Origin of the sequence: Kitasatospora sp. NPDC056138 (genome assembly GCF_042264695.1) — a bacterium.
Classification (GTDB): Bacteria; Actinomycetota; Actinomycetes; order Streptomycetales; family Streptomycetaceae; genus Kitasatospora.
Genome location: NZ_JBHJVK010000077.1, coordinates 1 through 15,327 on the forward strand (window position 1 = coordinate 1; position 15,327 = coordinate 15,327).

Genomic DNA, 15,327 nt, shown 5'->3' on the forward strand with positions numbered 1-15,327 from the left:
GCGAGGCACCGGCCGGCTGTGGTCGGGACCGGCGGTTTGGGCGAATCCGGTCACGCCGACCGCCCGCGCTGCCGACCGGCGACCGGCGGGAGCCGGCGGCCCGCCACCGGACCCCGGTCGGCCGCACGGCGCCGGCCTTCACAGCCAGGCGGGCTGCTCCCCGAGGGCCTGCCGCAGCCGGACCACGGTGCCACGCATGGCGTCACGGGCCACCGGGTCCGCGCACCACTCGGCGGCGGCCTCCAGAAGCTCGGCGGCGGCCTCGGCCACGGCCGCAGGCAGCGAGATCTCGCGCAGGTCGTGCAGGCGGGCGGCGGCGCGCAGCCCCACCAGGGACTGCTCGGCGGCGGACACGGCCGACGGACAGGTGTGCGGGTCGGAGGCGGTCGGGGCGACCGGGTGCCGGGGTGTTCCGCCGTGCCGGGCCGGTCGGGCGGGACGGCTGGCCTGGAACTCGTAGACGGTCATACCCGGTGAAACAGCCGTAGGGCCGTTGTGGTCACGGCATGCGGCCAGGTAGGCCCGGCCGGCCGGCCGTGGGCGCGGCCGCCCGGGCTCCGTCTCGCCAACCGGCCGGACCAGGCGGACAGTTGGAAGGGGGCTCGCAGGGAGGCTGGATGACCATGGATCGATACCCGCCCATCGCCGACCACGGCCTCGTCGGTGACCTGCAGACCGCCGCCCTGGTCTCCTCCCAGGGGGTCGTGGACTGGTTCGCGGCCCCCCGGTTCGACTCGCCCAGCATCTTCGCCGCGCTGCTCGACCACGACCGCGGTGGCTACTTCCTGCTCGGACCGGAGGAACGGAGCACCACCTGCAGGCAGCTCTACTACCCGGACACCGCGGTCCTGGTGACGCGGTTCATGTCGCCCGACGGGGTCGGCGAGGTCTACGACTACATGCCCCCGGACCGGACGGGCACGCCCACCGACCGGCACGTCCTGGTCCGCGGGGTGCGGGTCGTGCGCGGCACGGTGCGCTTCGTCATGGAGTGCCGCCCGCGCTTCGACTACGGCCGGGCCGCCCACGACCTCGACCTGGGGGCCGACACCGCCACCTTCCGGGCGCCGGGCGTCACCGCGCACCTGCAGAGCACCTTTCCGCTCCAGCCGGACGCCCGGGACGTGCGGGGCACGGTCACCCTCAACGCGGGGGAGACGGCCGCCGCCGTCCTCACCGTCGGCGGACCGGACGTGGAGGCACCGCCGCCCCCGACCCCGGGCAGCATCACCGAGCAGTTGTGGGAGGTCGTGGACTTCTGGCACCGCTGGGTGCGCGCCTCCCGGTACCACGGCCGGTGGCAGGGCATGGTCAACCGGTCCGCGATCACCCTCAAGCTGCTGACCTACGACCCGACCGGCGCCCCCGTCGCCGCCGCCACCATGGGCCTGCCCGAGCAGGTCGGCGGTGAGCGCAACTGGGACTACCGCTACACCTGGGTCCGCGACGGCTCGCTGTCGGTACGAGCGCTGCTCGACCTGGGGTTCGCCGAGGAGGCCGCCCGGTTCACCGGCTGGCTGGGCGACCGGCTGCGGGGCGTGGAGGACGGCGGAGAACCGCTCCAGATCATGTACCGGGTGGACGGGGACCCGGGGCTGACCGAGGAGGTCCTCGAGCACTTCGAGGGCTACCGCGGCTCCTACCCGGTGCGTGCGGGCAACGCCGCCGCCGATCAGCTGCAGCTCGACATCTACGGCGAGGCGCTCTACGCCCTGGCCGAGGGCCACGAGGTCTCGTTGCGGGCCGGCTACCACGGCTGGAAGAACCTGGCCCGGACCCTGGACTGGCTCGCCGACTCCTGGGACCGCCCGGACGAGGGCATCTGGGAGACCCGGGGCGGACGCAAGGACTTCACCTTCAGCCGGGTGATGTGCTGGGTGGCCTTCGACCGCGGCCTGCGGCTGGCGGCCGACTACAGCCGCCCCGCCGACACCGTCCGCTGGACCGCCGCCCGCGACACCATCCTCGAACAGGTGATGCAGCGCGGCTGGAACGCGAGGGAGCAGTCCCTCGTCCAGTCCTACGGGGGCGAGGTGCTCGACGCCGCGCTGTTGCTCATCCCCCGGGTCGGGTTCATGGCCCCCCGGACCGAGAGCTGGCTGTCGACGCTCGATGCGATGGAACGCACGCTGGTGTCCGACAGCCTGGTCTACCGCTACGACCCGGCGGCCTCGCCCGACGGTCTGCGCGGTTCCGAGGGCACCTTCAGCCTCTGCACCTTCCTCTACGTGGATGCCCTGGCCAGGGCAGGCCGGCTCCGCCCGGCGCGCTACGCCTTCGAGAAGATGCAGACCTACGCCAACCACGTCGGCCTCTTCGCGGAGGAGATCGGCCCCAGCGGCGAGCAGCTGGGCAACTTCCCGCAGGCGTTCACCCACCTCTCGCTGATCATGGCGGCCACCACCCTCGACGACGCCCTCGACCGGCAGCGCGACCGGCCGTAGGAACCGGTCCGGGTACCACCGCGCCCCGGCCCACCCGTACGGGGCGGACCGGGGCGCGGGGGCGGTGCCGGCGCTACCGCTTGAGTCCGTCGACGGCGATGCCCAGGTGCCGGGGCCCGCGCAGGACCGCGTTCCGGCGGTACGGGGGAGGGTCCTCGACCAGGCGCGGATTGTCGAGCCGCCGGACGAGCTCGGTCAGGGCGAGCTGTGCCTCCAGCCGGGCGAGCGGGGCGCCGAAGCAGTTGTGGATGCCGCTGCCGAGGCCCAGGTGCTGGTTGTCGGGACGGTCGGGAATGAACCGGTCCGGGTCGAGGAACCGCTGGGGATCCCGGTTTCCGGAGGCGAGCACGAGCCACAGCGACGCGCCCTTGGGGATGGTGGTCCCGGCGATGTCGATGTCGGCCAGCGTGCTGCGCTGCGGCAGCAGCTGCACGGGAGGCTCGAACCGCAGCAGCTCCTCCACCAGCGGCATGGCCAGGCCGGGGTCGTCGCGCAGCCGCTGCAGGACGTCGGGGTTGCGCAGCAGGGTGAGCATCCCGTTGGTGATGAGGTTGACCGTGGTCTCGTGGCCGGCGATCAGCAGCAGCGCCGCGGTGCTGACCATCTCCATCGGGGACATCGCGCCGTCCGGTCCCTGGCCGGCGGCCAGCGCGGAGAGCATGTCGTCGCGCGGCGAACGGCGGCGGTCCTCGATCAACTCGGCCAGGTAGGCGGAGAGTTCGCCCCGGGCCCGCCGGACGACCTCCTGCTGCGTCTGGCGCTCCTCGGCCGAGCCGGTGGCGGGGTCGATGCTGGCGGCGAGCGTGTCGGCCCAGCCGTGGAAGCGCGGCTCGTCCTCGCGGGGGATCCCGAGCAGCCGGCAGATCACCGTGACCGGGAAGGGGTAGGAGAAGTCGTCCACCAGGTCGATCTGGTCCCGGCCCTGGAAACCGTCGACGAGCCCGGTGACGATCTCGGCGAGTTCGCCGCGCATGTCGAACACCCGCCGCGGCGTGTGCGGGGGCCCGAACGTCCGCATGGCCTGCCGCCGCAGCCGGTCGTGCTCGGGAGGGTCGAGCTTGAGGAAGGTCGGCGGCAGGTTCGGGTCCTCCTCCGGGTCGACCAGGCCGGCCCCGGGGGCGAGGTTGCGGGCGTCGGAGCTCACCCGCGGGTCGTGGAGCAGACTGTGGATCTCCCAGTACGTGCTCACCAGGTACGGGCCGGCCTCGTCCTGCACCACCGGGGTCTTCCGGAGTTCGGCATACAGGGGGTACGGGTCGGCGCGGTTGGCGTAGTCGGTGATCTGGTGCAGGAGTGCGACCGACGTCATCGTGTGGATCCTTCCGGGTCAGGCGTGGAGGGGCGTGAACGAGATCCGCCGGTCGGTCGGTGAGTGGCCGCTGAGGGTGACCGTGGGGCCGTGGGAGGGCAGCGAGGGGTCGGGGAACTCGGCCGGTACCGGATGCGCCTCCTCGGGCCGCCGGTCGACCGTGGTGAACTCGGGCGGGAACGGCGCGGCCTGTTCGATCTGCTGCTGGTAGAACTCCAGCCACTTCGCCTGGTCGAAGGTGACCGCGGCGATCACGCGGCCCTGGTGGCCGTAGACCGCGGTGAAGCGCCGCTCGGCCAGCGCCCCCTGGACGACCATGATCTGGTCGGCCATCGGCGGCACACCGACGGACTTGATGTTGACGCCGAACTGCGCCGACCAGAAGGACGGTGTCCAGACGTGCGGACGGCGCTCCGAACTGGAGCTGATCATGTTGTGGGCCGCCACCTCGGCCTGCGCGATCGCGTTGCCCCAGTGCTCCAGGGAGAGGAACTGGTAACCGAAGAGCGGGTGCGGCGAGCGGGCCACGTCCCCGGCGACGAAGACGTCGTCCGTGACGATGCCGCGCACGTCGAAGGCCCGGCAGCCGGCGTCGCAGGCGATCCCGCGCGGGCCCGCGCCGAGACCGGAGGAGGCGAGCCACTCGGTGTTGCGCGTCGCGCCCAGGCAGACGACCGCCACCTCCGCCTCGACCGTGCTGCCGTCGGAGAGGTGCGCGCACCGCAGACGTCCCGCCGGGTCCCCTTCCAGTCCGGTCACCGTGACACCGCACCGCAGGTCGACACCGGCCTCACGCTGCATCTTCGCGGCCACCTCACCCACCACGCCGCCGAGTGCACCCACCAGCGGAGCCGCCCCGCGTTCGGCGACGGTGACCTCCAGTCCCCGCTCGCGGCAGGCGGAGGCGATCTCGGACCCGGTGAAGCCGGCCCCGATGACCAGCACCCGGCGCGGGCCCGCGCTCAGCCGGCGGTGCAACTGAGCCGCGTCGTCCGTGGTGCGCAGGACGAAGACCCCGTCCAGGTCGGCCTCCAGCTCGTGCGGCCAGGGGCGGGCCCGGACACCGGTCGTGATCAGCAGCCGGTCGTACTCGACCGCGTCACCGTCGGCGAGCTGCACCCGCTTGCGCGCCACGTCCAGACCGGTGGCCGCGACGCCGAGCCGCCACTGCGCGTCCAGCGCCCGGCGCGGGGGCAGCGCCGTGTGGTCGGCCGGCACCTTGCCGAGCAGCACCTGCTTGGACAGCGGCGGCCGGTCGTACGGCTCGTAGGGCTCGTCGCCGACCATGACGAGAGTGCCGGCGAAGCCCTCCTCCCGCAGCGTCTCGGCGGCCCGCAGACCCGCCAGCGAGGCGCCCACGACGACGATCCGTCCCTCGCGCCTGAACCTCTCCAGCGATCCGTCAAGCGACATGGGAGGCACCCGCCTCGCCCGCGGTCGCAGCGCCGTCCTCGGCTTCCACGATGATGGCCTTCACCGGGCATGCCGCCGCAGCGCGCAGGACGTTCTCCCGCTGCGTCTCATCGGCCCGTGGGTCGTACATCAGCGCCTCGTCACCGTGCATGGTGAACACCTCCGGGGCGAGGAAGGCACACTGCGCGTACCCCTGGCATCGGTTGAGGTCAACGACAAGCCTCATGAGGTCTCCGTTTTCTTCGCCGGCATGGTCTGGGCGCCACCGCTGAGGCGAGCCGGCATCCAGCCCGGACACGGGATGTCCCCGGCCAGGATGGAAGAGCCCCGGGAGGGGCGCACGTCCACCCGGTCAACGGGGTGAGGCGCCGCAAGCGGCCCCCGCGCCGCCACGCCCCGGCTGCCGGAGCACCGCGGGCCCGCCGGGGTGCTACGCCGTTGGCCTGACAGTCCTCCCCCGGACGGGCCAGCGGGCTGCGCCGGGCCGCACCGCACGGCGGCGGCGGTGCTTGTGTTCCGTCGTCGACTCCGGCACCGACTCCGACACCGACAGCCGGATCCGTTATCGACACCGACACCGACACCGACAGCGGCGTCGCGACAGGCAGGGAGACACCCGTGGGAACCAGCGCCGGCGAGAGCCGCCCGAGCACCTCCTTCCCGCTGCTCAGAGGCCAGAAGGCGCTGGTCACCGGCGCGAACTCCGGGATCGGCAAGGCCACCGCGATCGGCCTGGGGAAGGTGGGCGCCGACGTCGTGGTCAACTACGTGTCCGATCGCGAATCCGCCGAGGCGGTGGTCCGGGAGATCGAGGGCTTCGGGGTGCGGGCGTACGCGCACGAGGCGGACGTGTCCCAGGAGGACCAGGTGGTCGCGATGGTCTCCCGGATGGTCGACGAGTTCGGCACGATCGACGTCCTGGTGGCCAACGCGGGTCTGCAACGGGACGCGGGCGTCACCGACATGACGCTGGCCCAGTGGCAGAAGGTCCTGGACGTCAACCTGACCGGCCAGTTCCTGTGCGCCCGGGAGGCGGTCAAGGAGTTCCTGCGCAGGGGCGTCGTCCCCGAGGTGTCGAAGTCCGCCGGGAAGATCATCTGCATGAGTTCGGTCCACCAGATCATCCCCTGGGCCGGGCACGTGAACTACGCGGCCTCCAAGGGCGGTGTGCTGATGATGATGCAGACCCTGGCCCAGGAGCTCGCCCCCCACAAGATCAGGGTCAACGCGGTCGCCCCCGGGGCGATCCGCACCCCCATCAACCGCAGCGCCTGGGACTCCCGGGAGGCGGAGGCCGCCCTGCTCGGCCTGATCCCCTACGGCCGGGTCGGCGACCCGGAGGACATCGCCACCGCGGTCGCCGCGCTGGCGTCCGACCTGTTCGACTACGTCGTGGGCGCCACGCTCTACGTCGACGGCGGGATGACGCTGTTCCCCGGCTTCGCCACCGGCGGCTGACCGGCGGCACCGCCCTGGCCCGGGGCAGCCGTCCCCGTTCCCCCGACGGCGTCCTGATCTCCTGATCCCCTGGCGTCCGGACCCGCTGACCTCTGGCCGGCCGCCGGTCGCTCTTCCGCTGCGGGCCCGGGCCCGGTGGCCGTCGATCGCCGTGCGCAAAGTTGAGCAGACCGCCCCGCCCCGCCCTCGGTAGCGTCGGCCCCGGCTCGCCGGATCGGCTCAGGAGGCGCGATGACCACCATGTACGAACACGTCGGAGGGGAACCGGCGATACGGCGGTTCGCCGAGCACTTCCACGGCACGGTGCTGCGCGACGCGCTGCTGGAGCCGCTGTTCGCCCACGGCTCGGGGCACCACGTCGACCACCTGACGGCGTTCTTCGTCGAGATGCTCGGCGGCTCCCGGGGCTACTCCGACAAGGCCGGCGGCTTCGGCGCGCTGATGCTCGCCCACCTCGGCCGGAACATCTCCGACGAGCAGGGGGAGCGTTTCGTCGCGCTGCTGCTGGCGGCCGCCGACGCCACCGGACTTCCCCCGGACGAGCGGTTCCGGGAGGCCCTGGCCGCCAACGTGCGCAAGGCCGCGGGGTTCTCCGTGAAGATCTCGCGCTCCGACACCCCGCCCTACCGGCCGCCCTATCCGGAGCTCAGCCCCTGGCAGTGGTGACTGCCGGCGTCCGATCCGTACCCGCTCCTGCCCGCCCGGGTACGCACCCCGCCTGCTCGGCCTGGGAGGTTCCGATGCACTCCGTACCTGACAGCGCCCGGGCCGGACAGCCGGCCCCGGCCCCGGCGCAGCGGCAGCGGTCGGCGGACGAGGTCGCCGACATCGTCCTCGACCTGCTGCACGAGCTCCTGCCGGCCGGGACCGAGGTCTCGGGGACCGTGCCGCTGTCCTCCCTGGGCCTGTCCTCGCTGGCCGCGGCACGGCTGGTGATGGAGCTGGAGAACAGGCTCGGCGTCGAGGTGCCGCTGAGACTGCTGGGCGACTGCCACGACCCGGGGGAGCTCGCCCGGCGGCTCGCGGCGCTGGTGCCGGACGGCCGCGCCCCGGCCGCGCCGGTGGTCCGCGCGCGGCCGGCCGAGCGCGGCGACCCGTTCCCGCTGACGCCGATCCAGCAGGCGTACACGGTCGGCAAGTACGTGGAGCTCGGGCCGGACGCGGTCGGCTGCCACCAGTACCTGGAGTTCGGGGTGGAGGGCCTGGACGACACCGGCGTGGCCCGGCTGCGGGCCGCCTGGCGGCGGGTCGTGGAGCACCACGGGATGCTCCGGAGCACCGTCAGCGGCGGGGTCCTCCAACGGGTGTCCGAGGACGCGCCCCCCGAGGGGATGACGGTGCGTCAGGCAGAGTCGCCTGAGGAGTTCGAGGCACGGGTCGCCGAGGCCCGGCAGCGGCTCTCGCACCACCGCTACCCGCCGGGCGCGTGGCCCGCCTACCGGATCGAGGTGACCCGGACGGCCGACGGCCGCGCCGTGGTGCACTTCTCCGTCGACGCGATGCTCACCGACGGCCACGGTCTGGAGGTGCTGCTGGACGACTGGTGGCACTGGTACCGCGACCCCGGGTGGGAGCCGGAGCCCGTGCCGTTCTCGGTGCGGGACTGCGTGCTCGCCCTGGCCCGGCACCGCACCACGCCCGCCTACCGCGCCGACGCCGAGTACTGGACCCGGCGGCTGGCCGAACTGCCGCCCGGGCCGAGGGTGCTGGCGTCCGCCGCAGCCACCCGCCCGGACGGTCCGGACTGCTTCCTGCGCACCCCGCGGACCGGCCGGCTGGACGCCAAGGACTGGCAGGCGCTGCGCGAGGGCGCGCTGGACTGGGGTGTGTCGCCGACCTCCCTGGTGCTCACCGTCTTCACCGAGGTGCTCGGCGGCGCCGACCCGGACGGTCCGCTGACGCTGGTGCTGACCGCCAGCGACCGGCTGCGGCTGCCCGCCGCCGCGGACCGGCTGGTCGGGCCCTTCACCTCGACCGTGGTGTTCGTCACCGAGGCCCGCCCGACCACGGCCGACGCGGCGCGCACCGTGCACCGCCTGCTCTGGGAGGACCTCGGCCACGCCGCCGTGTCCGGGATCGAGGCGCTGCGCGAGCGGCGCCCCGGGGAGCAGCTGCCGGTGGTCTTCACCAGCATGGTCGACACCAGCCGCCCGGACCGGCCGGTCGGCAGCTTCGCGGACGGTATCCGCTACGCCGTCAGCCAGACGTCCGGCGTCGCGCTCGACCACCAGATGTGGGAGCGCGACGGCGGGCTCGACTTCCGCTGGGACGTCGCGGAGCGGCTGTTCGCCGACGGCCTGGCCGACCGGCTGTTCGCCGCGTTCGAGGCCGCCCTGCGACGGGTCGCGGGAGCGGAGCGGGTCACGGGCATGGTCGGAGAAGAAGCGCTGGTGCGCCCGCTGAACGCGCTGCAGCAGTCCTACCTGGTGGCGCGGGCGGGCGGCGGTCCCGACGGCGAGGGCTGCCAGGTCCACCAGAGCTTCCGGCTGCCCGGGCTGGACCACGACCGGCTGGAGGCGGCCTGGCTCCGGCTCGTCCGGGAGCACGACGTACTGCGCTCCACGGTGACGCCGGACGGCCGGCTGCTGACCGCCGCGCAGGCCCCGCCCTGGCACCTGCCGGTGACCGGCCCCGGCGCCGCCGCCGTCCCTGCGGACCTCGGGACCGGGCCGTCCACCCGGCCGTTCCCACCGGACGCCGACCGGCTGTGGGAACTGACGGCCACCGTGGAGGACACCGGCGCCGCCGAGGTGCACCTCACGGTCGACCTGCTGGTGGCGGACGCGCGCAGCATCACCCTGCTCGGCCGCGACCTCATGCGGCTGTACGCCGATCCGGGTGCCGCCCCGCGCCGGGGGCTCCCGGCGGGTGCGCCGGTGCCCGGTGCCGACGACGCCGCCTCGCTGGCCGAGGCCGAGGCGCACTGGCGGGAGCGGGTGGCGGAGCTGCCGTCCGGTCCGCCGGTCGAGCCGGGCCGCGGGCCGCGCCTGCGGCTGGAACTCCGGCTCGACCGGGCGCCGCTCGCCGATCGGGCCGCACGGCTGGGCACCGGCCTGGACGCGCTGCTGCTGGCGGCCTTCACCGAGGCGCTCACCGGCCACTGGCCGGAGCCGTTCGCCGTCCCGGTGGTCCGCTGGAGCGCTTCGCGCGAACCGGCCAGACCGGCTGAACTCACCGCGCTGAGCTGGGTGGTGGCGCCCGGCGGCGACCCGTCGGCCGAAGCGGCGGCGGTCCGGTACCAGCGGACGCTGGACGAGGACGCCGCGATGGACGCGGCGGACGGTCTGGTCCAGCTGCGGGCCAGGGCGATGCGGCTGCGCCGCTCCGGGAGTTTCGCCCACCCCGTCGTCTACACCTGCGTCCTCGACCTGGGCGCGGACCCGCTGCCGCCGGGCGTCGAGGCCGGGCCCTGGCGGACGGCCACGCCCGGTGTCGCACTGGACTGTGTCACCGTCGACGACGGGCGGGTCCTGGAGATCGGCTGGGACGCGGCGGCGGACGCCTTCCCGGAAGGCCGGCTGGTGGAGCTGTTCGCGCGCTTCCGGGCCGCGCTGGCCGTACCGGAGTCCGTGGCGGCCGCGGCCGGATCCGGCCTGCCGGCCGCTGCGGCGGGCGGGCCCGGGGTCGGTGCGGCGGTGGGTGCGGCGGAGGGCGTGCCAGGCGGGCCCGGGGCCGGTGCGGCGGAGGCCGAGCGGCGCAGGCTCCTGTACGACTGGAACGACACCGCCGCCGACTACCCGGACGACCGTCCGGTGCAGTGCCTCTTCGAGGACCGGGCGGCGGAGCAGCCGGAGGCGGTCGCGCTGCGCTGGCGCGGTGGCACCATGACGTACCGCGAGGTGAACCGCCGGGCGAACCTGCTCGCCCGGCGGCTGCGCGGGCTCGGGGTCGGTCCCGAGGTGCCGGTGGCGATCTCGGTGCGGCGCGGACCCGGGATGGCGGTGGCCGTGCTCGGCGTGCTCAAGGCCGGTGGCGTCTACCTGCCGGTCGAGCCCTCGCTGCCCGCCGCTCGGGCCCGCGGGATGGTCGCCGACGGCGGCGCCGCGGTCGTGGTCACCGACGGCTCCCGGGGCGATTGGCCGGGCCCGCACGGCCTGCGGCAGGTCGACCTGGACGAGGTGGTGCGGGCCGGTGACGGCGACGACCCCGGGAACCTCCCGCCGCTCAACTCGGCCGACTCGACCGCGTACTTCATCTTCACCTCGGGGAGCACCGGGCGGCCCAAGTGCGTGGCGGTGGCGCACCGACCGGTGCTGAACCTGCTCAACTGGTGCTACCGGACGTTCGGCTTCGGGCCGGAGGACACCGGACTGTGCGTCACCTCGCTGGGCTTCGACCTGTCGGTGTTCGACATCCTCGGGCTGCTCGGGCGCGGTGCCGGGCTGTACCTGGCCGACGAGGCGGAGCAGCGCGATCCGGCACTGCTGGCCCGGGTGCTGGTGGCGGAGCCGATCACCTTCTGGAACTCGGCCCCCACCACGCTCGCCCAACTCGCGCCGCTGCTGGCCGAGTTCACCGGACATCCGGGCACCGCCGACCTGCGGCTGGTCTTCCTCAGCGGTGACTACACGCCGCTGCCGCTGCCCGACCGGGTGCGCGCGGTCTTCCCGCGGGCCGAGATCGTCAGTCTGGGCGGGGCCACCGAGGCGACGGTGTGGTCCAACTGGTTCCGGGTCGGGGAGATCGACCCCGAGTGGCGCAGCATCCCCTACGGCCGGCCGATCGACAACGCCCGCTACTACGTCCTGGACGAGCGGTTCGAGCCCTGTCCGGTCGGGGTTGCGGGCGACCTGTACATCGCGGGGCCGTGCCTGAGCCTCGGGTACCACGGGCAGCGGGAGCTGACCGCGGAACGCTTCCCGGCCGACCCGTTCCGGCCCGGCTCCGGCGAGCGGATGTACCGGACCGGCGACCGGGCCTGCCACCTGCCGGACGGCAACCTGTGCTTCCTGGGCCGGGCCGACGGTCAGGTCAAGATCCGTGGACACCGGGTCGAACTCGGCGAGATCGAGCACCGGCTGCGGCTCCATGCGGCCGTGCAGGACGCGGTGGTGCTGGCCCGTCCGGACTCCACCGGTGATCGCAAACTGGTCGCCTACCTGGTCGCCGCGGACGGCACCGCCATCCCCTCGGTGCGCGAGCTGCGGGACTTCGCGGGGGAGACGCTGCCGGGCTACATGGTCCCCAACTTCCTCGCGTTCGTGCCGGGTTACCCGGCGTCGCCGAACGGCAAGCTGGACCGTGCGGCGCTGCCCTGGCCGCTGGACGCGCCCGGTGCGGTCCCGGTGGACACGGGGGCGCCGACGGCGGCCGGTGAGCCCGCGGCGGGCGGCCGTGCGGCGGCCCCGATCGCCGAGGAGATCCGGGGGCTGCTGGCCGGGCTGCTGGGCGTGGCGTCCGTCGACCCCGACCAGGACCTCTGGGACCAGGGCGTCACCTCCTTCACCATGGTGCAGCTCTCGGCGGCGCTCCAGGAGCGGCACGGACAGCGCATACCGGTCTCCGCGCTGCTGGCCGACCCCACCGTCTCGGAGATCGCCCGGCAGGTCGCCGCGCTGCTGCTCGGCGCGGCGGGGCCGGCCGCACCGCCCGTCGTCGAGCGGGCCGCCGGAGGGCCGTCCGAGCCGGACCCGGGGCAGGCCGAGGAGGGGAGCGCCGCCGGGACCGGCCCCGCCCCCGCCGAGACCGGCCCGGTCGCGACCGCCCCCGCCGAGGTCGACTTCTTCTCCCCGGAGCAGCGCCGGGAGTTCAAGGCCGCCCAGTGGCAGCTGCGCCCCGAACGGCCGGACGAGCACCTCTTCGCGCTGACCGCCGTCGAGATCCCCGAGGAGCAGTACGCGGCCCGGGCCAGCCGCCGCGACTTCGTCCCGGAGCCGGTCCCCGCCGAGGCGCTCGGCGGCCTGCTCGCCCTGCTCCGCCGGGACGAGCGCGGCGGCAGGCCCCGCCACCTCTACCCCTCCGCCGGGGACACCTACGCGGTGCAGGTCTACCTGCACGTCAGACCCGGTGGCGTGGCCGGCCTGCCGGAAGGCGTCTACTACTACCGGCCGGACCGGCACGTCCTCCAGCGGGTCGCCGAGGTCTCCGGCATCGACCGCAACGCGCACTTCTTCTACAACCGTCCGGTCTTCGACGCGGCCGGGTTCGAGATCTACCTGATCGGGCAGCCGAAGGGCATCGAGCCGCTGTACGGCGAGCTGGCCGGCGAGTTCCTGACCCTGGAGGCCGGCTACGTCGGGCAGTTGCTGATGAGCGGCCAGGCGGCAGCGGGCATCGGGCTGTGCCCGGTCGGCACGATGCGGTTCGACGCCGTGCGCGAGCACTTCCGGCTCGACGCCGGCCAGCGGTTCCTGCACGCCTTCATCGGCGGGGCGGTGGCCCCCGAAGCGCCCGCCGCCCCCGCATCCGGTGAGGCGCTCGCCGCCCCCGCAGCCGGTGAGGCGCCCGCCGCCCCCGCATCCGATGAGGCGACCACCGCCCCTGCACCCGCCGAGGCGACCACCGGTGCGCTGCGCAGCGCACGGTCGTCCGCCGGGGCCGGGAACGGCGGCCGGGCGGCGGAGGTGGCGGTGATCGGCATGGCCGGCCGGTACCCCGACGCGGCCGGCCTGGACGGGTTCTGGCGCAACCTGAGCACCGGCCGCCGCTCGGTGCGCCCCCTCCCGGCCGGTCGGGCCGCCGCGCTGGCCGCAGCCCGCGGCGCCGCAGCCGACCGGCCGTTCCCGGACGGGGGATACCTCCAGGGCCCGGACGGCTTCGACAGCCTGCTGTTCCGGATCTCGCCCCAGGAGGCGGCGACCCTCGACCCGCAGCTGAAGGCGGTCCTCCAGGTGGTCTGGGAGTGCCTGGAGAACGCCGGGCACACGGCCGCCTCGCTGCGGCGCACCGGCGGGCGGGTCGGCGTCTTCGTCGGCGTCATGTGGCACGACCACCGGCAGACCGGCGCCGACCGGCACCGGGCGGGCGGGCCGGCCGAGTTCGCCGCGGCGGCCTCCGACATCCCGAACCGGATCTCGCACGTCTTCGACTTCCAGGGGCCCAGCGTGGCCGTGGACACCTCCTGCTCGTCCTCGCTCGCGGCCCTGCACCTGGCCGTGCAGAGCCTGCGGCTGGGCGAGTGCGACGCGGCCGTGGTCGCGGGCGTCAACCTGATCACGCACCCGTACCACCTCGACCTGCTCGCCGACCTCGGCCTGCTCGCGGAGCACGGCACGGCGGGGGCGTTCGACGGCGCTGCCTCCGGGTGGTCGCCCGGCGAGGGCGCCGGGGCCGTCCTGTTGAGGCCGGCCGAACCGGCCGCCCGCGACGGCGATCTGGTGCATGCGGTGATCGAGGCGTCCGCCATCGGGCACGCGGGGCGGAGCGGCCGTTACGGCGCCCCGCGCTCGCAGGCGCTGGCGGCCTCGGTGGAGCGGCTGCTGGCCGGATCCGGCCTCTGCCCCTCGGACATCGGGTACGCGGAGTGCGCGGCGGCCGGTGCGAGCATCGCCGATGCCGCCGAAGTCGAGGCGCTGGCCACCGTGTTCGACGGCGACGGGCGGGACCGGCCGCTTCCCGTGGGTACCCTCAAACCCAACATCGGCCACCTGGAGTCCGCCGCCGGACTGTCCCAACTGGCCAAGGTGGTACTCCAGTTGAAGCACGGGATGCTGGCCCCCACGCTGGTGGCGGACCAGCCCGCCCCGCTGGTCGACTGGGGCTGCCTCCCGCTGCGCCTGGTGGACCGGCCCACCCCGTGGGACGGCGCGGACGGGGTCGTCCGCCGCGCGCTGATCAACGCGCTGGGCGCGAGCGGGACGTACGGACATCTGGTGGTCCGCTCCGGCGGTCCCGGGGCGAGGGAGGACGGTGGCGATGGACAGCCCCTGGCTGACTAGTGCGGCCACCGGCCGGGACCCGGCGGCGGTGCGGCTGTTCTGCTTCGCCCATGCGGGCGGCGGCACCGCCTTCTTCCGGCCCTGGCGGGCCGCGCTGCTGCCGGAGGTGGAGGTCTGCCCGGTCCGGCTGCCCGGCCGGGAGTCGCGGCACCTGGAGCCGGCGTACACCCGGATGAACCGGCTGATCGAGCCGCTGGTGGCGGCGCTCAGGCCGTACGCGGACCGGCCGTTCGCCGTGTTCGGGCACAGCATGGGTGCCGCCGTCGCCTACGAGGTGGCCCGCCGGTTCTGCACCGAACCGGCCGACGGACCGTTGCGGCGCCTGCTCGTCTCCGGGCGCCGGGCGCCGCACCTGGCGGCCCGCCGCCGGCCGATCGCGCATGCGCCGCAGGAGGAGTTCCTGGCGGCGGTGCGGCGGTTGGGCGGGACGCCGGAGGAGGTCCTCGACCAGCCCGACCTGGTACGGCTGTTCCTGCCGGGGATGCGGGCGGACTTCGAGCTGAACGAGACCTACGCCCCGGCCGACGGGCCCCGGCTCAGCTGCCCGGTGTCGGCCTTCACCGGCGACCGCGACCCGGAGGTCACCCCGGAGGAGATGGGCCGCTGGCGCGAGACCACGGATGTGGCGTTCCGGCTGCGGGTCTTCACCGGTGGGCACTTCTATCTCAGCGGCCCGCGAGCGGAGCTGGTCCGGGAGATCCGGTCCGACCTGCTGCAGGCCGTGCCGAGGTGACCGGAGCGGGGCCGGTCCCGCCCCGGTCCGGTCCGCCCTGGCGGCGATCGGGTCCGCTCCGGCGGCGGATCGGGTCCGCCGACCGTGCAAAAG

9 protein-coding genes are annotated in these 15,327 nt (G+C 74.6%); 5 read left to right on the forward strand and 4 right to left on the reverse strand.

Going from position 1 to position 15,327, the window contains the following annotated elements:
* Positions 1–138 precede the first annotated feature (138 nt).
* On the reverse strand, positions 139–468 hold the full coding sequence (locus ACFC1R_RS32660; RefSeq protein WP_375944871.1) for a hypothetical protein: 330 nt from the start codon (positions 466–468) through the stop codon (positions 139–141).
* Positions 469–623: 155 nt separating this feature from the next.
* Here ACFC1R_RS32660 and ACFC1R_RS32665 point away from each other — a divergent pair, with 155 nt between their 5' ends.
* Positions 624–2,444 carry a glycoside hydrolase family 15 protein gene (locus ACFC1R_RS32665; RefSeq protein ID WP_375944906.1) on the forward strand — a complete coding sequence of 607 codons (1,821 nt, stop codon included), beginning with the start codon at positions 624–626 and terminating at the stop codon, positions 2,442–2,444.
* A gap of 73 nt (positions 2,445–2,517) precedes the next feature.
* Here the strand turns inward: ACFC1R_RS32665 and ACFC1R_RS32670 are convergent, their stop codons facing one another.
* The 3 genes from ACFC1R_RS32670 to ACFC1R_RS32680 are packed head-to-tail and all read right to left on the reverse strand — an operon-like array spanning position 2,518 to position 5,392.
* Positions 2,518–3,753, reverse strand: coding sequence for a cytochrome P450 (locus ACFC1R_RS32670; protein ID WP_375944873.1), 1,236 nt, complete (start codon positions 3,751–3,753; stop codon positions 2,518–2,520).
* An 18-nt stretch (positions 3,754–3,771) separates the two neighbouring features.
* Positions 3,772–5,166: an NAD(P)/FAD-dependent oxidoreductase gene (locus tag ACFC1R_RS32675; protein ID WP_375944875.1), complete on the reverse strand. Its 1,395-nt coding sequence runs from the start codon at positions 5,164–5,166 to the stop codon at positions 3,772–3,774.
* Positions 5,156–5,392, reverse strand: a complete 237-nt coding sequence (locus ACFC1R_RS32680; protein ID WP_375944876.1) for a ferredoxin — start codon at positions 5,390–5,392, stop codon at positions 5,156–5,158. The genes ACFC1R_RS32675 and ACFC1R_RS32680 overlap by 11 nt, the downstream gene beginning before the upstream one ends.
* 437 nt (positions 5,393–5,829) lie before the next feature.
* Between ACFC1R_RS32680 and ACFC1R_RS32685 the strand changes: the two genes are divergently transcribed.
* The 4 genes from ACFC1R_RS32685 to ACFC1R_RS32700 all read left to right on the forward strand — a co-directional run bounded on the left by ACFC1R_RS32685 (position 5,830) and on the right by ACFC1R_RS32700 (position 15,234).
* A complete protein-coding gene (locus ACFC1R_RS32685) occupies positions 5,830–6,624 on the forward strand; it encodes an SDR family oxidoreductase (RefSeq protein WP_375944908.1) in 795 nt (264 codons plus the stop codon).
* A gap of 231 nt (positions 6,625–6,855) precedes the next feature.
* Positions 6,856–7,290 carry a globin gene (locus ACFC1R_RS32690; RefSeq protein WP_375944877.1) on the forward strand — a complete coding sequence of 145 codons (435 nt, stop codon included), beginning with the start codon at positions 6,856–6,858 and terminating at the stop codon, positions 7,288–7,290.
* 74 nt (positions 7,291–7,364) lie between these two features.
* Entirely contained in the window at positions 7,365–14,501 is a 7,137-nt protein-coding gene (locus ACFC1R_RS32695) for an amino acid adenylation domain-containing protein (RefSeq protein ID WP_375944879.1), read from the forward strand.
* Positions 14,479–15,234: a thioesterase II family protein gene (locus ACFC1R_RS32700; protein WP_375944881.1), complete on the forward strand. Its 756-nt coding sequence runs from the start codon at positions 14,479–14,481 to the stop codon at positions 15,232–15,234. Before ACFC1R_RS32695 ends, ACFC1R_RS32700 begins: the two co-directional genes overlap by 23 nt.
* Positions 15,235–15,327 lie beyond the last annotated feature (93 nt).